Annotated in this window: 17 protein-coding genes; 6 read left to right on the top strand and 11 right to left on the bottom strand. The window is 61.9% G+C overall.

Annotated elements, in window-relative coordinates; genetic code table 11:
* Window positions 1-25 precede the first annotated feature (25 nt).
* Entirely contained in the window at window positions 26-1,066 is a 1,041-nt protein-coding gene (locus tag CN933_RS26620) for an NAD(P)H-binding protein (RefSeq protein ID WP_102762915.1), read from the top strand.
* Here CN933_RS26620 and CN933_RS26615 read toward each other — a convergent pair.
* The 7 genes from CN933_RS26615 to trxB all read right to left on the bottom strand — a co-directional run bounded on the left by CN933_RS26615 (window position 1,056) and on the right by trxB (window position 7,758).
* Window positions 1,056-2,069: a lytic transglycosylase domain-containing protein gene (locus CN933_RS26615; protein WP_018097698.1), complete on the bottom strand. Its 1,014-nt coding sequence runs from the start codon at window positions 2,067-2,069 to the stop codon at window positions 1,056-1,058. The genes CN933_RS26620 and CN933_RS26615 overlap by 11 nt on opposite strands.
* A gap of 46 nt (window positions 2,070-2,115) precedes the next feature.
* Window positions 2,116-2,625: a GNAT family N-acetyltransferase gene (locus CN933_RS26610; RefSeq protein ID WP_018097697.1), complete on the bottom strand. Its 510-nt coding sequence runs from the start codon at window positions 2,623-2,625 to the stop codon at window positions 2,116-2,118.
* Window positions 2,626-2,683: 58 nt separating this feature from the next.
* Complete coding sequence (locus CN933_RS26605; RefSeq protein ID WP_026168890.1) at window positions 2,684-3,478, bottom strand: aminoglycoside phosphotransferase family protein; 795 nt, start codon at window positions 3,476-3,478, stop codon at window positions 2,684-2,686.
* Between the two features lie 70 nt (window positions 3,479-3,548).
* Window positions 3,549-4,670, bottom strand: a complete 1,122-nt coding sequence (locus CN933_RS26600) for an alkene reductase (RefSeq protein ID WP_102762914.1) — start codon at window positions 4,668-4,670, stop codon at window positions 3,549-3,551.
* A gap of 48 nt (window positions 4,671-4,718) precedes the next feature.
* Complete coding sequence (locus tag CN933_RS26595; protein ID WP_003529553.1) at window positions 4,719-5,009, bottom strand: ArsR/SmtB family transcription factor; 291 nt, start codon at window positions 5,007-5,009, stop codon at window positions 4,719-4,721.
* 643 nt (window positions 5,010-5,652) lie between these two features.
* Entirely contained in the window at window positions 5,653-6,549 is an 897-nt protein-coding gene (locus tag CN933_RS26590) for a LysR family transcriptional regulator VtlR (RefSeq protein WP_003529555.1), read from the bottom strand.
* A 234-nt stretch (window positions 6,550-6,783) separates the two neighbouring features.
* Entirely contained in the window at window positions 6,784-7,758 is a 975-nt protein-coding gene (trxB, locus tag CN933_RS26580) for a thioredoxin-disulfide reductase (protein WP_018097693.1), read from the bottom strand.
* Between the two features lie 429 nt (window positions 7,759-8,187).
* On the opposite strand from trxB, the gene CN933_RS26575 reads away from it, so the two are divergent.
* From CN933_RS26575 to CN933_RS26560, 4 genes are all read left to right on the top strand, one after another.
* Complete coding sequence (locus CN933_RS26575; protein WP_003529557.1) at window positions 8,188-8,658, top strand: Lrp/AsnC family transcriptional regulator; 471 nt, start codon at window positions 8,188-8,190, stop codon at window positions 8,656-8,658.
* Between the two features lie 97 nt (window positions 8,659-8,755).
* Window positions 8,756-9,592, top strand: coding sequence for a glycosyltransferase family 2 protein (locus tag CN933_RS26570; RefSeq protein WP_080636667.1), 837 nt, complete (start codon window positions 8,756-8,758; stop codon window positions 9,590-9,592).
* An 18-nt stretch (window positions 9,593-9,610) separates the two neighbouring features.
* Window positions 9,611-10,642, top strand: a complete 1,032-nt coding sequence (locus CN933_RS26565; RefSeq protein ID WP_018097691.1) for a glycosyltransferase — start codon at window positions 9,611-9,613, stop codon at window positions 10,640-10,642.
* Window positions 10,639-11,661, top strand: a complete 1,023-nt coding sequence (locus CN933_RS26560; RefSeq protein WP_018097690.1) for a glycosyltransferase — start codon at window positions 10,639-10,641, stop codon at window positions 11,659-11,661. Before CN933_RS26565 ends, CN933_RS26560 begins: the two co-directional genes overlap by 4 nt.
* Before the next feature lie 5 nt (window positions 11,662-11,666).
* Here the strand turns inward: CN933_RS26560 and CN933_RS26555 are convergent, their stop codons facing one another.
* Window positions 11,667-12,722, bottom strand: a complete 1,056-nt coding sequence (locus tag CN933_RS26555) for a glycosyltransferase family 4 protein (RefSeq protein ID WP_018097689.1) — start codon at window positions 12,720-12,722, stop codon at window positions 11,667-11,669.
* 79 nt (window positions 12,723-12,801) lie between these two features.
* Entirely contained in the window at window positions 12,802-13,278 is a 477-nt protein-coding gene (gene greA / locus CN933_RS26550; RefSeq protein WP_003529568.1) for a transcription elongation factor GreA, read from the bottom strand.
* A gap of 319 nt (window positions 13,279-13,597) precedes the next feature.
* Here greA and CN933_RS26545 point away from each other — a divergent pair, with 319 nt between their 5' ends.
* On the top strand, window positions 13,598-15,040 hold the full coding sequence (locus CN933_RS26545; protein ID WP_018097688.1) for an MFS transporter: 1,443 nt from the start codon (window positions 13,598-13,600) through the stop codon (window positions 15,038-15,040).
* A gap of 3 nt (window positions 15,041-15,043) precedes the next feature.
* Here CN933_RS26545 and CN933_RS26540 read toward each other — a convergent pair whose 3' ends face one another.
* Both CN933_RS26540 and carB read right to left on the bottom strand, forming a co-directional pair.
* Window positions 15,044-15,388: a DUF6894 family protein gene (locus CN933_RS26540; protein WP_018097687.1), complete on the bottom strand. Its 345-nt coding sequence runs from the start codon at window positions 15,386-15,388 to the stop codon at window positions 15,044-15,046.
* A gap of 83 nt (window positions 15,389-15,471) precedes the next feature.
* On the bottom strand, window positions 15,472-18,963 hold the full coding sequence (gene carB / locus CN933_RS26535; protein WP_018097686.1) for a carbamoyl-phosphate synthase large subunit: 3,492 nt from the start codon (window positions 18,961-18,963) through the stop codon (window positions 15,472-15,474).
* Between the last annotated feature and the right edge of the window lie 21 nt (window positions 18,964-18,984).

Here is an 18,984-nt window from a genome sequence, read left to right as displayed (position 1 = left end):
CCTTCGTCAAGCGATGGAGAGAATGATGAGCGCGACGAAAGAGAATACAGGAACGGTCCTGGTGCTGGGTGCAACAGGCGGAATCGGTGGCGCCGTGGCGCAAAACCTGAATGCGCGTGGGTGGAAAGTCCGCGCACTGCACCGCAACGCTGCGAAGGTATCCGCAGAAATGCCGGCCCTCGAGTGGATTCAAGGCGACGCGATGAACGCGGAGGATGTTCGTGCCGCGGCAGAGGGAGTGGGGTTCATCGTTCATGCGGTCAATCCGCCCGGTTACCGCGATTGGGAACGCCTGGTGCTGCCGATGCTCGACAACACCATAAGTGCGGCCAGACAGGCTGCCGCCCGCATCGTGTTACCGGGCACGATGTATAACTTCGGTCCCGACGCTTTCCCAATTCTTCGTGAGGATTCACCGCAGCGGCCACTGACGAAAAAGGGGACGATTCGCAAGGAAATGGAGGCCCGGCTGAAAGCTGCCTCTGAGGAAGGCACCGGCGTCATCATCCTCAGGGCGGGGGATTTCTTCGGGCCGAATGCTGGGAACAACTGGTTCTCGCAAGGGCTGGTGAAGCCTGGAAAGCCGCTGACGACGGTAACTTACCCCGGCGCGCAAGGGGTCGCTCACCAATGGGTCTATTTGCCGGACATGGCGGAGACGATGGCACGCCTGATCGAGCGTGCGGAAACCCTCCCGCCCTTCGCCGTCTACCATATGCGCGGACACTTCGACGATGAAGGCACCGGAATGATCGCGGCGATCAGACGTGCGGCGGACAAGCCGCACCTAAGGGTTCGGACCTTTCCGTGGTGGCTCGTCACGCTCGCGTCGCCCTTCGTCCCGTTCTTTCGGGAACTTAAGGAGATGCGCTACCTGTGGCGGAAGCCGCTTGAAATGCGCAACGATCGCCTTGTCGCGCTGCTGGGCGAAGAGCCGCATACGCCGATCGACCAAGCCGTTGCAACGACGCTTGCGTCTCTTGATTGCCTGCGCAGTGAAACGAGCAACAATTTCACTGCCGGGCATAGCGGCAACGCGCTGGGGCGTACATCCGTCAGTTCTTGAACACGACGCAGACGCCACCGCTCTTGCGGATGGCGGCGCAAAGCTGGTCTGCCTCGGCGCGCGTCTGCCGGCCGATGCGGGCAGCGTAGCGGCGCCTGGACCCGAAGCTGGCATTGCGCTCCCGCACCAGAACTGCCTTTTCGCTGTTGATCGGAGCGGGCAATTTTTTCACGGCATTCAGGAACAGCCGCTGCGCCATGGATTTCTGATAGTGGGCCGAAAGCTGAACGCCCCAGGGCGCCCAGACGGCTTCATCGGCGATAACCAGCTCGCGCAAGCGCCGCGTATTGGCAAGCGCGACGCAGCCATCGAGGAAGCTTTTGTCCTTGTCGAGTTCGATGTTGAGCGACTTCGGTGGGTTGTCGCGCCAGTCTTCGACCGAATAGGCGGTGATCGCCAGCACGTAATCCCGCGTTTCATAGGGTAGACGGTCCTTTTCCAGGAAGCGCTCCAGGCCTGCTTCGCCGGCATTGTAAGCCGCCGCCGCAAAGCCGAGATTGCCGTACCGGGACTTGAGCTCGCTCAGATACTCGGCGGATTTGCCGAGCGCCGCCACCGCGTTGAAGCTGTCCGCCAGGCCGCGCAGCTTTGCCGTCGCGGGCATGAACTGGGCAATTCCTTCTGCGCCCTTGGGGCTGATGGCGTCCGGCTGGAAAAGGCTTTCGCGCCAGATCAGACGGGCGAAGAAAGCGGCGGGCAGATCGTTCGCCTTGGCATAATGTTCGATGATGCCGCAGACGTCGCGGGCGAAATTATCGGGGCTGATACAGAGACGGAGGAAGGGGTTTGCCGTCGACACCCCCGAGTAGAGGCACTTCCGCGGCGCAGCCGGCGCGTCGGTGCGTGCCTCCGCAGCCCCGGAGTGGGCGGAGACAAAACACATGACCACGGACAATACGGCCGCGGCGACGCGTGCCAGACGTCCCTTCAGGGTGCTCCGAATAAAGCTTGTGCCTGCCTTTTCGTACTCGACCATGCGGCCCTCGGCGACCAACGAGTGCATATAGATAGCATCTTCGTTGCGGACGACAAATCGGGCTGCAAAGCTTTCAGTCCGGAGAACCGGTGCGAAGGATCAGTTGCATGAAGGTGAGGTCGAGCCAGCGGCCGAATTTCGTGCCGACCTCCTTCATATGGCCGGTCTCACGAAAACCGAGTTGCTCATGGAGACGGATCGACGGTTGGTTTGCCGACTCTATCCCCGCGACCATCACGTGCTTGCCAAGTGCTTCGGCCCGATCGATGAGCTCGAGCATCAGCGCCCGGCCTATGCCGCCGCCGCGCTGGTCCGTCCGCACATAGACCGAGTGCTCGACCGTGTGCCGGTATCCGTCGAAGGCGCGCCACTCGCCGAAGGAGGCGTAGCCGACGACCTCGCCGTCAGGGGAAAGGGCGGCAAGCACCGGAAAGCCGGCAGCGTTGCGTGCTTTCAGCCAGGTTTTCCGATTGGCGACGTCGACAAGGGTCTCGTTCCAGATCGCCGTCGTGTTCGCCACAGCGTCGTTGTAGATCGCGCATATCGCCGGAAGATCGGTTTCTGCGGCATCTCTGATTTCCATACTCTTCCTCCGGGTCCAGCGGACTTGTCGGCTCAACAGCCGAGTTTCTCCCCGTCCACTAGCCGCTCAGCTCCGCGGCTGCAATCGCGGCCACTGCCAAAGTGCTTTCCGGGCTTTCTCCGTCGCCAAGGAACCAGGCCGCCGACAGGCCGGCATAGGCGACGATCCACTGAAGGAGCCTCTTCGGCTCCAGCCGCGCCTCATGGGCGACGATTGCAAGCTGTCCGGATAGCCGCCCCGGAGCGGTTACGACGGGAAGCTCCGGATTGCAGAAGAGATTGGCGTAATCGAAACCGCGATCGCCATAGAGGCCCTTGGGATCTATGGCGAGCCAGCCCCGGGCATCGAAGTCGAGAATGTTGCCGTGGTGAATGTCTCCGTGCAGGACGACCGGGACTTCGGGCGCGGATAGGAGATGGTGGGCAGCGTCTGCACAGGTCCTGAGAATACCGCCATGGGCGCGGGCTGCAGGGTCCAGCGCCTGGAACCAGCGCTCGAGCGGTGCGAGACCCGCCGGCGTGGAGGGCCGTGGTGCATGCAGCGCGGCAACGGTGCGGCAGACGATCCGGGTGGCGTCGTCGTCGCTGCCGGTCATCGCCATATGAAAAAGCGATCGGCGGCTCTCCGACCGTTCGAGGAGGATGGCGCTTTCGGTTGCGGCGTAGACCCGGGCGACGCCGTGGCCATCCCACCATCGCATCAACTGCCCACCAAATCTTTCCTCCGGCTCGTCTGCCACCTTGAGCATCGCCGGCAGGCCGCGCCAGCGAACGGGCAGGAGATGGCTCGTCCGCGTGAGGATAGGGTCGCCTGCGGGCTCTAGAGACCATTCATCGATGAAGGACGTGAACATCGGGGCAGCATAATCGATTCGCTGCGCAAGGAGCCCGCGCATTGGGCGGGCCTCCTTGGTCTTTATCGATTCAGGCGACGTTTTCGAGCGATGGGTAATCCGTATAACCCTTGGCGCCGCCGCCATAGAAGGTCGCCTGGTCCGGCGCATTCAGGGGCACGTTGTCTCTCAAACGACGAACGAGATCCGGATTGGCGATGAAGGGTTTGCCGAAAGCAACCAGATCGGCTTCGCCGTTTTCGACCGTCTTCAGCGCCAGATCGCGATCGTAACCGTTGTTCGTCATCCAGGCCGCCCTGCCGCCGGCGGCTGCGTAGGCGGCACGGAGGCTTGTGTAGTCGAAGGGCCAGTCACCCTGCTGATGGACGCGCGCCCCGCCGGTAGCGCCCTCGATCACGTGCACATAGGCGAGCGGATAGCGGGCCAGGCCCTCGACGACATAGGTGAAGAGCGGCTGCGGATCCGGATCGAAGGCGTCGTTGGCGGGGGTCACGGGAGAGATGCGGATCCCGACCCGACCAGCGCCGATCTCCTTGGTAACGGCATCGACCACCTCGAAGAGGAAGCGGGCGCGGTTCTCGATCGAGCCGCCGTAGGCGTCCGTGCGTTCATTGGACCCGGAGCGCAGGAACTGGTCGATCAGATAGCCGTTGGCAGCATGGATCTCGACGCCGTCGAAACCGGCTTCGATCGCGGCCCGAGAAGCTTTGCGGTAATCCTCGACGATGCCGCCGATCTCCGCCAGTTCGAGCGCCCTCGGTTCGGAGGTTTCGGCAAAGCTGCCGGTCCCATCGGGATTGACGAGATAGGTCTTCGATTTGGCGCGGATAGCGGAAGGGGCGACCGGTTTGCCGCCCTGCGGCTGGAGCGAGTCGTGGGATATCCGCCCGACATGCCACATCTGCACGACGATCTTGCCACCGGCTTTGTGAACCGAATCCGTGACCTTGCGCCAGCCGGCGAGGGCCTCCGGTTTGTAAAGGCCCGGCACGTCGGCATAGCCCTGGCCCTGGTGGCTTATCGCCGTCGCTTCGGTGATCAGCAGGCCGGCGGATGCGCGCTGCTCGTAATAGGCGACGTTCAGATCATTGGGCACGGCCTGGGGTGAACGGTTCCGGGTCAGAGGTGCCATCACCACGCGGTTGCTGAGGCTGATATCGCCGATCGTGATCGGGTCGAAGAGAGAGGCCATGGATTGTCCTTTCCATTGCGGTTGAGACTTGGGAGGAAGTGGGGGAAATCAGAGATCGCCGATGGTCTTCAGAAACGCTGCGATGGTCTCCTCATTGCGCCGATAGAAGACCCACTGGCCGACGCGGCGGGTCGTCACCAGACCGGCGCGCTGCAGCACGGCGAGATGAGATGAAACCGTCGACTGCGACAGGCCGCATCTTTCGAACTGCCCTGCGCAGACGCCCATGTCGAGCGGATGCTCCTGGCCGGAGAAATGCGCCTGCGGCTCCTTCAACCAGGTCAGAATCTCCATGCGCGTCGGATGCGCCAGTGCTTTGAGAATTTCGTCTCTATCCATCATATTTCGATGTATTTAGTTTCTTCGATATATATATCGCTAAAATTCGATACAGGAAGTCACAACGTCGTGAATACCGGGCCCAAAGGACCTGTGAATGCCGGGCAAAACGCGGGCAAAAAAAGAGGGCCACAAGAAACTTGGGCCCTTTCAGTTGTGAAGGTTTCAAACCTCCAGAGGGGAACAGCTGCTGCAGCGGCTGGGGAGGAGAAAGCCGCTAGATGCACCAGCTGAAAGAGATATGGGGAGGGCCGTAGCCGCTTTCAATAGCCGTTCCCAAGATTTTCGCAACTGAGGGCTGTGGGGCTCCCGCAGGCAAAAAAAGAGGGCCACAAGAAAACTTGGGCCCTTGTAGTTGTGAAGGTAATTAAAACCTCCAGAGGGGAACAGCTGCTGCGGTGGCACTGGGAGGAGAAGCCACCAAAGATGCATCAGCTGAGTTTGGTATGCTGCTTTTTTGGGCTGTCGGCAATCATTTAATATGCATGACAGCCATGCCGTTTGCGCATCGCTGCTCATTTTTGCAGCGCACAAGGATGCGCTTCGCGAGGAGCTTCGCTCTGGCTCGAAAAGAGACAGGCAATAACAAAGGCTTACGCAAGAAGCTGGCAATTGCTCACAAATCGGGCAATTGAACGGAACGTCAAAAGTTCCAGTTCCTCGCTTTAGCGACGATGTAATCGCGGAAGACTTTCAGCTTCGCCGCGTTCTTCAATTCGTCCGGATAGCAGAAATAGGTATCGAAAGAGGGGATGTCTGCGCTTATCGGCAGTTGAATGAGACCGGGATCGCGGCCGACGATATAGTCCGGAAGCATGGCGATGCCGATGCCGAGCAGGCAGGCGCGCTTGATCGATGTCTGGCTGTTGATCTGCAGATGCGATATGCGCGGATTGTCGGAATCCCGTCCGGCAATCTCCAGCCAGTTCACGTCGAGCAGATAGTTGGGGGCGGGCTCGCCGAAGGTGATGATCCGGTGATTGTCGAGATCGTCAAGCGACTGCGGCTCGCCATATTTGTTGATGTAGGACGGCGCGGCATAGACATGCATGTGCACGGTGAAGAGCTTGCGCTGGATCAGATCCGACTGTTGCGGCTGCCGCAACCTGATGGCGCAGTCCGCATGACGCATGTTCACGTCCAGTTCCTCGTTGTCGAGGATGAGCTGTACCTGGATTTCCGGATACAAGGACATGAATTCCTGGATCTTGTCGGTCAGCCACCCCTGGCCGAGGCCGACCGTGGTCGTGATCCGCAACTTGCCGCTCGGCTTGTCCGTCGTCTCGCTAAGCTGCGCCTTGACGCTTTCGAGCTTCATCAGCACGTCGTGCGCGGTGCGATAGAGCATTTCGCCCTGTTCGGTGAGGATCAGGCCGCGGGCGTGCCGATGAAAGAGCTTGATACCGACGTCCTGCTCGAGCGAACTGACCTGCCGGCTGATCGCCGACTGCGAAAGGTGGAGTTTGTCTGCCGCGTGCGTGAACGAGCCAGCCTCGGCCGCCGCATGGAAAATGCGCAGTTTGTCCCAGTCCAGCGACATAGAATCCCCCATAAAGGCTCAGCCGGAAAAGCTTGCCACTTTTCTCCGGAGACGACCGATGCATCTGTTCCCTAGATCACGATGATCTTAGGTCGGACCGACCTAAGATCATGAACGTGATCGATTCTAATAAGTTAAGGCGCGGGATGCGGGCGGAAAACCGCACGCACTTTTCCTCATCCCGCGCTAGCAGAGCCGCGCCCCGATCCCGGCGCGTGCCCTGTTTAGCAGCTTCTATTCGGCTGCAATTGCGACGGGCATATGACCCGCCAGGTATTTCTCCGCTTCGAGCGCAGCCATGCAACCCATGCCGGCGGCGGTAACCGCCTGCCGATAGATGTCGTCGGTCACGTCGCCGGCGGCGAAGACGCCCGGGACGTCGGTCGCGGTGGAATCCGGCGCAGTCCAAAGATACCCGTTCGGCTTCTGGCGAAGTTTGCCCTTGAAGAGCTCGACCGCAGGCGCATGACCGATCGCGACGAAAACACCGTCGATGGCCATGTCGGATGTTTCCCCGGTCTTGGTGTTGCGAAGCTTCACGCCGTTGACCGAGGCCGGCATCGGCGGCTTTGCAGGCGTCCCGAGATATTCCAGAACCTCGTGGTCCCAAATCACCTTGACGTTCGGCTTTGCGAAAAGGCGCTCCTGCAGGATCTTTTCCGCGCGGAAAGCATCCCGGCGGTGAACGACGGTGACGGTCTTCGCCAGATTGGAGAGATAAAGTGCTTCCTCCACGGCGGAGTTGCCACCGCCGACGACGATGACATCCTTATTGCGATAAAAGAACCCGTCGCAGGTGGCACAGGCGGAAACGCCGAATCCCATGAAGGTCGGCTCGGTTTCGATGCCGAGCCATTTCGCCTTGGCGCCGGTGGCGATGATCAAAGCGTCCGCCGTCCAATCCGTGCCGCTATCCGTCTTGATGCGGAAGGGGCGGACGGACAGGTCGACATCGGTTACGAGGTCGCTGACGATTTCGGTGCCGACGTGGATCGCCTGATTCAGCATCTGCTCCATCATCCAGGGCCCCTGGACCGGATCGGCATAGCCCGGATAATTCTCCACATCCGTGGTGATCATCAGCTGGCCGCCCTGTTCCATACCGGCGATGAGGACCGGCGAAAGCATGGCCCGCGCCGTATAGATGGCCGCGGTATAACCGGCAGGGCCGGAACCGATAATCAACACTTTCGTGTGGCGCGCAGTCATGCTTTTGTCCTTCGTCCGCCGGAGAGAGCCGGGAGCGTCCTCCGGTGCAATCCGCTAATGCAAATATTGCCTTACTTTAGGTATTCACAGCGCGCACTTTCAAGGGCGCGTCCTCTGATACACACAAGTGGTTGCGTGGTCAGCGTCGATTTGACACCAGATCGGGCATATTTGCATCGGTTTTGACCCGCGGCACCGGCATAACACGCTCCAGCGCCCGGGCGCACAAGGTTTTTGTGCATGCACCTGCAAGCGCTCTCGTATCGGCATTCGGTTACGTGCTACCCAAGCACGGAGGCAGCCCGGGGGGCAGCCGCCGCCAAACGCCCTTCTGGTGCGGACGGATAGGCGCTGCGGTTTCGCCTGTGGTGATCGGCGGATAAAATAGGGCCTTCCCCGCAAGGCCGGTAGGGATTGGGGATTTGGGCAATGGTCGTACGCGTCGAACTCGATGCCATCGATATGAAGATACTGCGCGAACTGCAGGACGACGGCCGAATCACGAATGTGGAGCTGGCCGAGAGGGTGGGGATCTCGGCTCCTCCGTGCCTGCGCCGCGTGCGCAAGCTCGAGGAGGCCGGCGTCATCAGAGGCTATCGTGCGCTTCTGAACGCGTCCGCGCTGGGATACGACCTCGTCGCCTTCTGCATGGTCGGCCTCAAGCACCAGTCCGATGCCAATCTGAAGGCGTTTGCCGCCCGCACCGCCTCGTGGCCGCTTGTTCGCGAGGCCTGGATGGTGTCCGGGGAATCGGATTTTCTGCTGCAGTGCGTGGCCGAAAACCTTGCGAGCTTTCAGGATTTCGTTATTGAAGAGCTGACCGCCACCGAGAATGTCGACACGGTGCGGACGATGCTGACGATCCGTCAAGTGAAGGACGCATGTCAGGTAGAAATCTGATGTGCAGGTCGGCCCGGCCGCCGAGCATCGCAACCAAACGCCCCGCGGACCGAATGAATTGAGCAATTACCAGGACGAGAGCGAGGGAACCCTGCCGATTCCGGCGACGCGGGACGGCCATACGACCCCCAAGCTTCCGCTTTCAGCCTTCATCATCTGCTTGAATGAGGAGGCCTATCTCGGCAAATGCATCGAGAGCCTCGAGCGGTGCGCGGAAATCGTGATCGTCGATTCCGGATCGACGGACGGCACCGCCGCTTTGGTTCAATCCTATATCGACGCGGGATGGCCCATTCGTTTCATGTACGAGCCGTGGCGCGGCTATGCCGGGCAGAAGCAGTTCGCGCTCGAGCAATGCAGCCAGCCCTGGTGCTTCAACATCGATGCGGACGAAAGATTGGACAAGGCGCTGCGGGAATTGCTGCCTGAGCTGCTCGCAGCATCGGCCGAAATCGTCGGCTGGCGCGTGGCGCGCCGTCCCTATCTGATCGGCTATGGCTACACCCCCGAAAACGTCCGCGAGCGGCGGAACTTGCGGCTGATCCGGCGCGGCAAGGGACGTTACGACCTTAGCCAGAAAGTCCATGAAGGCATCGTTCCCGAGGGAAACGTCGACAATGCCCGGACCGGCAGTCTCCTTCATTTCCGCCCGCTGGTCATGGACGAGCAGATCCTGAAGGAAAACAATTACTCGACGCTGAAAGCGGACCAGCAGGTCGAATCCGGAAAACGGCCGCGCTTCTACAAGCTCATCTTCACCCCGCCGATCTATTTTCTCAGGCTCTATTTCCGCAACGGTCTCTGGCGCTGCGGCCTGTCGGGCTTCATCGAGGCCATGACCGGGGCGGTCTATGCCTTCCTGACGGCGGCGAAGATCTACCAGCGGCACGCTCTGAAGGTGCGCCCGAATGTGGATGATGCGCTTTCGCACTGATCGATCAGGGGGTTCGGCATGAAGGTCATGCATATTCACTTCGGCACGGAGGGCGGTGCGGAGCGGTTCTTCGTCAATCTCGTCAATGCGCTGCATGAGAGGGGCGTCGAACAACGGGCACTGATCCGCCCGGGCCGCAGCTGGCGTAAGGACCTGGAGAACAGTGCTACGATCTATGAAGGGGTTTTTCGGCGCATTTCGCTTTCTCGCTTCCTCCTGAAATGGCGGATGAACCGGGTCCTTCGCGAGTTCGAGCCGGACGTCATAATGGCCTGGCAGTTGCGGGCGAGCCGCTTCATGCCGGCTCATGCCAAGGCATTTCGCATTTCCCGGCTGGGGGATTATCCCGAACATCTCGGCTACTATACCAATGTCGAGACACTCGTCTGCATCACACCGGATATGGCCGCCAAGGTTCGCGAACTTGGCTGGAAGCGCGACATCGAGGTGATCGCGAACTTCACCCGCGCAAAGCCTGCACCGCCCGTAGCGCGGGCCGACCTGCAGACACCGGCGGATGCCTTCGTTGTGGTCGGCATGGGCCGCTTCGTCAAACGCAAGGGTTTCGCAGGGCTCATCCGCGCCGTGAAGGAGGTGGACAACACCTATCTCTGGCTGGTCGGCGATGGTCCGGAACGAGAGCAGCTCGAGCAGCTGACCGACGAACTCGGGCTTCGCGATCGCGTCCGCTTCACCGGATGGCAGACCAACGCCTATGGTTTTCTCTCCGCCGGCGACGCCTTCGTCATCAATTCGTCGCACGAGCCTCTCGGCAATGTCTGCTTTGAAGGCTGGGGCGCCGGAAAGCCCACGATAGCCTCTCGCGCTGAGGGGCCATCCTGGGTGATGACGCATGAGAGCGATGCTCTCATGGTCGATCGCGGCGATGACGTGGGTCTTGCGGAGGCCATTCGCCGGCTACGCGACGATCCGGCACTTCGCGAGAGGCTGAGCGCCGGCGGCCGCGAAACCTTGCGCACGCGCTTCTCCGAAAAAGCGATCACCGACGCTTATCTCGACCTTTTCGACAGAGGTGTCGCAAAGCGATGAAAGTCACTCACTTTCATTTCGGCAAGGACGGCGGCGCCGAGCGTTTCTTCGTACACCTGGTCAATGCGCTTGCGGAACGCGGCGTCGAGCAGTCGGCGATCATCCGCCCCGGACGCGGCTGGCGGCGAGACATCGAAGGCGCCGCGACGATCCGGGAAAGCCATTTTCGCAACCTCTCGCTCGATCGGATCCTGCTGCCGCTGAAGGTGAAGCACATGGCGCGGCGCGAGAAGCCCGATGTCCTGATGGCTTGGGCGCCCCGGGCAAGCGAGTTGATGCCGAACTACAAAGGCGCACTCAAGATCTCGCGCCTCGGCGATTATCCGACACGGTTGAGCTATTTCAGAAACACCGACTGCATCGTGTGCAACACGCCGGGAATTGCCGAGCGCGTTCGAGGTCTCGGCTGGAAACGGGAGATAAGGGTCATCTCCAATTTCACCGGCACCGGGCGCGTCGAGGCGATAGACCGGGCAATGCTCGATACGCCAGCCGATGCGCCCGTCGTGATGTCCATGGGCCGCTTCGTCGAGCGGAAAGGATTTCATACGCTGATCGAAGCGGTCGCCAGACTGCCGGGGATCTATCTCTGGCTGCTTGGCGATGGAGAGGAGCGTGACAATCTGCACAAGCTCGCGACGGACCTAGGCGTTTCCAGCCGCGTTCGCTTTGCCGGCTGGCAGGAAGACACGAGGCCCTTCCTGGCTGCGGCCGATGTCTTCGTGATGTCGTCCAGCCACGAGCCGCTCGGCAACGTCATTCTCGAGTCATGGGCCCAGGGAACGCCAGTCGTATCGACCCATTCCGAGGGGCCGCAATGGTTCATGCGCGACGGCGAAAACGGCCTGATGGTCGATATCGGCGATGCCGAAGGTTTCGCCCGCGCCATCGAGCAGATCGTGGCCGACAATTCCCTGAGCACGCGCTTGGCCGAGCGCGGACACGAGACGCTTGTCGGTCAGTTCTCAAGGGAAGCGATCACTGACGCCTATCTGCAGCTGTTTGCCTCGAAGCCGTAGCCAGATCAGCGCATCAGGCTTTCGTAAACCGCTCCGATCGCGCGCGCTTCCTGCTCGATGGCGAAGTTTTCGGCGGTCCGTGCCAGGCCGTTGGCGCCGGCGGCGGCAAGCCGCGGCAGGTCGTCCATGAAGGCGGCTGCCGCATCGACCATCGCCTTGAGATCGTCGGCCGCGATGATGAGGCCGGTCTCTTCGGAACCGCTGGTTACCAGTTCCGAAAACGCGCCGACATCGGTTGCTACGACGGGGACCCCGGTCGCCATTGCTTCGAGCGGCGTCAGGCCGAAGCCTTCCCAGCGTTGCGGGGCGATGAAGAGATCGAGGGCGCGGTACCAGTCGGGAATATTCGTGTGTTCGCCTACGAACAGGATCCGGTCGGCGAGACCGGCCTTGGCGACGCGTTCCTTCAGTTCCGACTCGAAGGCGAGGTGAGGGCCGGTGGCCCGCCCGGCAACGATAGCGCCCCAGCCCGGCCGGCAGGGCAGGAGGGCGATCATGCTGTCGACGAAGAGGTCGGTCCCCTTCTGATGTCGTACGCGCCCGAAGCATCCTACGAATTTCTTCGCGGGATCGAGGCCGAGTGCCTTCTTCGCCTCCGTCTTGTCGAAGGGTGGCTGAAAGCGCTTGGTGTCGATCCCGTGCAGGATGACGGTGTTCGGTACATCGAGATAGGCGGCCGTCCTGCCGCTGGTGGCGATAACCGCGTCCATCCGGCGGATGAGGAACTTGCTCCAGCCGGTATGCCGGCGTTGCGAAGCGGAGGTAAAGACGATCCGGATCTTCATGCGCAGCAGGTCGCGCAGAAGGATGGCCGGAAGCATTTCGACGTTTCGACGCGCGTGCCAAACGCGGCAGGGCCGGCCTTCGGGCCTCTTCCAGAGATGAATGAGATCGCGAAAGCGGACCGAAGGAAGGCTCTTGGGCAGGCCCGGCCCGAGAACCGCGATCTTCTGTCCAAGGGCACGCTGCACAGGCACCAGCTGAATGATTGTCGAGGTAACGCCGGACAGGCGCTGCTTGAAATTGGGCGCGATCACTTCGACGTCGCGGATATCGACCACCTGTGCGCTCTCCTTGCGCCTGCGACAATCAATTCAAGGGAGGAGGGGCGGCACGGGCCGGCGCGCCCCTAAAGGCAGGTCAGCCCCATTGAACGGCGAGAATCTCATATGCCTTGGACCCGCCGGGCGCATTGACTTCGATCGAGTCGCCGACTTCCTTGCCGATCAGCGCGCGGGCGATCGGAGAGGAGATGGAAATGCGTCCCTGTTTGACGTCGGCCTCCTGATCGCCGACGATCTGATAGGTCTTTTCTTCTTCCGTATCCTCGTCGACGAGCTTCACCCTGGCGCCGAACTTGATCTTCGATCCGGACATTTTCGAAAGATCGATGACTTCGGCGCGCGCGATCAGGTCTTCGAGTTCGGAAATTCTTCCCTCGTTATGGCTCTGGGCTTCCTTTGCCGCATGATATTCGGCGTTTTCCGACAAGTCGCCATGGGCGCGGGCCTCGGCGATCGCTTCGATGATGCGCGGCCGTTCTTCCTGCTGGCGCCAGCGCAGCTCCTCCTGCAGATTGACGAATCCACCCTGTGTCATGGGCACCTTGTCGACCATTTCATCATCCTTCATCAAACACGCGGCGCCGCCTTTCGGCGGCGCCAGCGCAAAAGAAAACGGCCTCCGGAGCGCAAGCACCGGAACCGTCCGAACAAACCGAACCGATCTTATAACAGAATCCGAAGTCCGAAAGCCAGATTTTTCGCGATCCTCGCGCCGCACGTCATATCGATCCGCGGCTTCCGGCGGGTTGGGGTAAAGGTGAGATTCTGCAGTCAAGCCTCTTTACCTCAACCGCGATTGAGGTCGTATCAGTGCCGGCTCCATACCAACCACACGGAGCCGAATCATGAGTTTAGTCGAAGAGGAATCACAAGTGGCCGATCCGGCGCCGCAGACGGAGATCGACGTGGAGGAGGGGAGCTGGAGCGAGCTCCTTCGGCCGCGCCACCTCGCCGCAACCGTGACGCTGTGCCTTGGCGTCGCGCTTTTTGCCTTCAACGAGTTCTTCGTCTCGACGGCGTTGCCGACAGCCGTCGCGGAATTTGGCGGAGCCGCCCTGTTGTCCTGGGCCTTCACGCTTTACCTCGTTTTCGCCATCGTCGGTGGCGCCTTGGCGGCAAGCCTGAAGGTCCGGTTCGGTGCGCGCAACACGCTGATCGTTGCCGCGCTCGTCTTCGCGACGGGCACGGCCATCGCGACGATGGCGAGCAGCATGCCGCAGGTTCTGGCCGGGAGGGTGCTCCAGGGCCTTGGGGAGGGTATCATTGCCGCCCTGTGCTACGCGCTGATACCGGAGCTCTTTCCACAGCGGCTGGTGCCCAAGATCTTCGGCGCAGAAGCGATCGTATGGGCTGCCGCCGCCTTCGGCGGGCCGCTGATATCCGGCCTGCTCACGGAATATTGGTCCTGGCGCGCCGCCTTCTTCGTCAACATACCGGCAGCCGCAATCTTCATAGCGCTCGTCGTCGCAATCCTTCGTCAGCCAAAACAAGGTCCAAGGGCGGCCGGACCGGTTCCCTTGCTGCGCCTTGTGGCGTTCGGCTTCGGCATAATGCTGATCTCGCTCTCGAATACGGCTGCCGACGGCTACAGGATGTCGGCGCTGCTGGCGGCGGCACTCGCGGTCTTCGTCGCGACCGTTCGCTTCGACCGCCGATCGCCGCAGTCCATCCTCCCCTTCGGCGCGTTTTCGTTCGACCGCCCGCTTGGAACGGGGCTTTGGGTCGTGTTGCTGATGCCTCTGGCACAGGCCTCGGGCTCCGTCTATCTCGTCTACACCCTGCAACATCTCTGGGGTTTCGGCCCGACCGCCGCCGGCTTCTCGAACGCCCTGATGGCCATATCCTGGAGCCTGACGGCAATCATCGTCGCGAGCCTTCGCTCTCACGAGACGCGCGTACGGCTGGTCTGGACCGGGCCGTTGTTCCTCTGCCTCGGCCTCGGCGGATTGACGCTCGCCGTCGGCTCCGGCGAATACGGCCTCGTCTTCGTCAGCCAGAGCGCGGTCGGAGCCGGTTTCGGCCTTTGCTGGGGAACGCTGAGCCAGCTGCTGATGAACGTCTCAACCATCGAGGAACGCGACAAGACCTCGGCGCTGCTGCCGACGCTGCAATCCGCCGGCTACGCGATCGGTGCGGCCGTTTTCGGAGCGGTCGCCAATGCCGGAGGATTCGCCGAAGGTGTCAGCGCTCGGGTGATTTCGACGGCAATGCTGGGCGTTTTCGCGCTCGGCTGCGTTCTCGCCGCCGCGTCGCTCTTCTTCGGGATCAGGACCCTGCGGCTGGCGCGATGCGAGGACAGGGCAGCCATCCGGTAGCGTTCACCGAGCGGCGGCCGGCGCAAGGCCGGCTTTGAACGGATGCGGGAACAGGCCGGGGCGGCGGCCGAGCAGGGCTTCCTGTTCGGCGGCGCGGCCCTGCGAAGGCGTGACCGTTGCAAGGAGCGCGCCTGCCTGCGAGCGTATCGCGACTTTCAGGGAACCATAATCCGCGTCGCGGCCGATCCTGTCGGCAATACGCTGGGCGTAATAGAGCGCCGATCCCTCATCGAAGTGAAGGATGCCCTCGTCATCGGTGAAACAATCGTCATCCCAATGGAGATCGAAGAAATATAGCTGCATGTCGTTGCCCCAACCATGCGCGTCACGGGTGATCCGTTTCCGCATGTCGGGGCATGGAACCATGCGGCAATGGAACGCAGCCTGAATCGGACGTTCAGGCTGCGTTCAGAAGCGTAAATCCGCAATGGTCAGGCTTCGAAGTAGCTCTGCAGCGGACGCACTTCGAGGTTGCCTGCCTTCAGTGCCTTGATCGCGAGTGCCGCGGCCTCGGCGCCGGCCATCGTCGTGTAATAGGGCACCTTCTGCATCAGCGTCGCACGGCGAAGCGATTTCGAGTCGGAGATCGCCTTGTTGCCGTCGGTCGTGTTGATCACGAGCTGGACCTGCCGGTTGCGGATGGCGTCCTCGACATGGGGCCGTCCTTCCAGGACCTTGTTGATCTTGGTTGCCACGATGCCCTGCTCGCCCAGGAAGCGCGCCGTGCCGCCGGTCGCCATGACCTTGAAGCCGATATCGGCGAGAATGCGGATCGCGGGCAGCACCCGTTTCTTGTCCTCGTCGCGAACCGAAACGAAAACCGTTCCGTCGCGCGGCAGGTCGACGCCGGCACCGAGCTGCGACTTGGCAAAGGCCAGGGCATAATCGGTGTCGAGGCCGATGACCTCGCCGGTCGAACGCATTTCCGGGCCAAGCAGCGTATCGACGCCCGGGAAGCGGGCGAAGGGGAAGACGGCCTCCTTGACGGCGATATGTTTCAGGTTGCGCGGATCCGGCTTCTTGCCATAGGCGGCGATCGCCTCGTCGAGCATTTCGCCGGCCATGACGCGGGCGGCGATCTTGGCGATCGGCGCGCCGATCGTCTTGGCGACGAAAGGAACGGTGCGTGAAGCGCGCGGGTTCACTTCGAGCACATAGATGGTGCCGTCCTTGATGGCGAACTGCACGTTCATCAGACCGCCGACATTCAGCGCCCTGGCGAGCGCCCCCGTCTGACGCTCCAGCTCGTCGACCATCTCCGTGCCGAGCGAATGCACCGGCAGCGAGCAGGCGGAGTCGCCCGAGTGGATGCCGGCTTCCTCGATATGCTCCATGATGCCCGAAACGAAGACATCCTTGCCGTCGCAAAGGCAATCGACGTCCACTTCGATCGCATTCGTCAGGTAGCTGTCGAAGAGGAGCGGGTTCTTGCCGAGCAGGGTGTTGATCTGGCCCGTCTTGTCGTTCGGATAGCGCTGCTTGATATCTTCAGGAACCAGCCCCGGAACGGTATCGAGCAGATAGCTCTGCAGCATGCTTTCCGAATGGATGATCTGCATGGCGCGACCGCCGAGAACATAGGACGGGCGCACGACCAGCGGGAAGCCGATTTCGCCGGCGACGAGGCGGGCCTGCTCGACGGAGTAGGCAATGCCGTTATTCGGCTGGTTGAGGTCGAGCTTCATCAGGAGCTTCTGAAAGCGATCACGGTCCTCGGCGAGGTCGATCGCGTCCGGCGCGGTGCCGAGGATCGGGATGCCGTTCTTTTCTAGCGCTTCGGCAAGCTTCAGCGGAGTCTGGCCGCCGAACTGGACGATGACGCCGTGCAAAGTGCCGTTTTCCTGTTCGGCACGCATGATCTCGATCACGTCCTCTGCCGTCAGGGGCTCGAAATAGAGCCGGTCGGAGGTGTCGTAATCTGTCGAAACCGTCTCCGGATTGCAGTTGATCATGATCGCTTCGTAGCCGGCGTCCTTCAGTGCGAAGGCGGCATGGCAGCAGCAGTAGTCGAATTCGATGCCCTGGCCGATCCGGTTGGGTCCGCCGCCGAGGATGACGACCTTTTTCCGATCGGAAACCTGCGCCTCCGACCGGGCGGCACCGACGAAAGGCGTCTCGTAGGTCGAATACATGTAGGCGGTCGGCGATGCGAACTCGGCCGCGCAGGTGTCGATGCGCTTGTAGACGGGGCGCACGTTCAGTGCGTTGCGAAGCTCTGCCACCTCTTTCGGACGCTTGCCGGTAAGCGTCGCGAGCCGGGCGTCGGAGAAGCCCATCGCTTTCAGCATGCGGAGGTTCTCGGCGTCGGTGGGCAGGCCGTGCTCGCGGATGCGCGCCTCCATGTCTACGATCGCCTTGAACTGGGCAATGAACCAGGGGTCGATCTTGCAGGCTTCATGCACTTCGGCTTCGCTCATGCCGAGACGCAGCGCCTGGGCGACCATGCGCAGGCGGTCCGGCGTCGGCGTGCCGAGCGCAGCGCGGATGGCATTGCGGCCGTCGCCGTTGTCGTCGAAATCGGGAACCTCGATCTCGTCGAGTCCGGTCAGCCCGGTCTCAAGTCCGCGCAGCGCCTTCTGCAGCGATTCGGCGAAGGTCCGGCCGATCGCCATGACTTCGCCCACCGACTTCATTGCGGTCGTGAGCGTCGGCTCGGCTCCCGGGAATTTCTCGAAGGCGAAGCGGGGGATCTTGGTGACGACGTAGTCGATCGACGGTTCGAAGGATGCGGGCGTCGCGCCGCCGGTGATGTCGTTCTCGAGCTCGTCGAGCGTATAGCCGACGGCGAGCTTGGCGGCGATCTTGGCGATCGGGAAGCCGGTGGCCTTCGATGCGAGTGCGGAGGAGCGCGAGACCCGCGGGTTCATCTCGATGACGACGAGGCGGCCATTTTCAGGGTTGACGGCGAACTGCACGTTCGAGCCCCCCGTTTCGACGCCGATCTCGCGCAGCACCGCGATCGAGGCGTTGCGCATGATCTGATATTCCTTGTCGGTCAAGGTCAGCGCCGGCGCAACGGTGATCGAATCGCCCGTGTGGACCCCCATCGGATCGATGTTCTCGATCGAGCAGATGATGATGCAGTTGTCCGCCTTGTCGCGGACGACCTCCATTTCATATTCCTTCCAGCCGAGGACCGATTCCTCGATCAGGACTTCCGTCGTCGGCGACGCGTCGAGACCGCTGCCCACGATCTCGAAGAACTCCGAACGGTTATAGGCGATGCCGCCGCCGGTGCCGCCGAGCGTGAAGGACGGCCGGATGATCGCGGGGAGGCCGACATCGTCGAGCGCCTGTGCGGCGATCGCCATGGCATGGTTCACATAGCGCTGCTTGCGATCGCCTTCGCCCAGGTTCCACTGGTTTTCGAGTTCGTCCAGCGCCTTGTCGAGTTCGTCACCGGAAAGCTTCGCCTTGAGGGCCGAGCGCTCCGCCTCGTGTGACTTGCGGTCGTGGTCCTTGATGTCCGTGGCGTTCGCCAGCCGCGACTTGGGCGTCTCCAGGCCGATATGCGCCATGGCCTCGCGGAACAGGGCACGGTCTTCCGCCTTGTCGATCGCCTCGGGCTTCGCACCGATCATCTCGACATTGTAGCGGTCGAGCACGCCCATGCGGCGCAGCGACAGGGCCGTGTTGAGCGCCGTCTGTCCGCCCATGGTCGGCAGCAGGGCGTCCGGGCGCTCCTTGGCGATGATCTTGGCGACGACCTCGGGCGTAATCGGCTCGACATAGGTCGCGTCCGCCAGGCCCGGATCGGTCATGATCGTCGCCGGATTGGAGTTGACCAGGATGACGCGGTAGCCTTCCTCCTTCAACGCCTTGCACGCCTGGGTGCCGGAGTAGTCGAATTCGCATGCCTGACCGATGACGATCGGCCCCGCGCCGATGATGAGGATCGATTTGATATCTTGGCGCTTCGGCATGGGCAATCATCCGTTTCTAGC

This window comes from Sinorhizobium sp. M4_45 (assembly GCF_002885915.1).
GTDB classification, from domain to species: Bacteria; Pseudomonadota; Alphaproteobacteria; order Rhizobiales; family Rhizobiaceae; genus Sinorhizobium; species Sinorhizobium meliloti_A.
Note: the sequence above shows the minus strand (reverse complement) of the source record. Positions and strands in the feature narration are given on the sequence as shown.

Excerpts from the sequence above, each read along its gene's own strand:
- CN933_RS26560 (WP_018097690.1), top strand. The coding sequence starts at position 10,639 with ATGAAAGTCACTCACTTTCATTTCGGCAAGGACGGCGGCGCCGAGCGT.
- CN933_RS26600 (WP_102762914.1), bottom strand. The coding sequence starts at position 4,670 with ATGGCCTCTCTCTTCGACCCGATCACGATCGGCGATATCAGCCTCAGC.
- CN933_RS26540 (WP_018097687.1), bottom strand. The coding sequence starts at position 15,388 with ATGCGGAAACGGATCACCCGTGACGCGCATGGTTGGGGCAACGACATG.
- CN933_RS26595 (WP_003529553.1), bottom strand. The coding sequence starts at position 5,009 with ATGGATAGAGACGAAATTCTCAAAGCACTGGCGCATCCGACGCGCATG.
- trxB (WP_018097693.1), bottom strand. The coding sequence starts at position 7,758 with ATGACTGCGCGCCACACGAAAGTGTTGATTATCGGTTCCGGCCCTGCC.
- greA (WP_003529568.1), bottom strand. The coding sequence starts at position 13,278 with ATGGTCGACAAGGTGCCCATGACACAGGGTGGATTCGTCAATCTGCAG.
- carB (WP_018097686.1), bottom strand. The coding sequence starts at position 18,963 with ATGCCGAAGCGCCAAGATATCAAATCGATCCTCATCATCGGCGCGGGG.
- CN933_RS26615 (WP_018097698.1), bottom strand. The coding sequence starts at position 2,069 with ATGCACTCGTTGGTCGCCGAGGGCCGCATGGTCGAGTACGAAAAGGCA.
- CN933_RS26605 (WP_026168890.1), bottom strand. The coding sequence starts at position 3,478 with ATGTTCACGTCCTTCATCGATGAATGGTCTCTAGAGCCCGCAGGCGAC.
- CN933_RS26610 (WP_018097697.1), bottom strand. The coding sequence starts at position 2,625 with ATGGAAATCAGAGATGCCGCAGAAACCGATCTTCCGGCGATATGCGCG.
- CN933_RS26590 (WP_003529555.1), bottom strand. The coding sequence starts at position 6,549 with ATGTCGCTGGACTGGGACAAACTGCGCATTTTCCATGCGGCGGCCGAG.
- CN933_RS26575 (WP_003529557.1), top strand. The coding sequence starts at position 8,188 with ATGGTCGTACGCGTCGAACTCGATGCCATCGATATGAAGATACTGCGC.
- CN933_RS26620 (WP_102762915.1), top strand. The coding sequence starts at position 26 with ATGAGCGCGACGAAAGAGAATACAGGAACGGTCCTGGTGCTGGGTGCA.
- CN933_RS26565 (WP_018097691.1), top strand. The coding sequence starts at position 9,611 with ATGAAGGTCATGCATATTCACTTCGGCACGGAGGGCGGTGCGGAGCGG.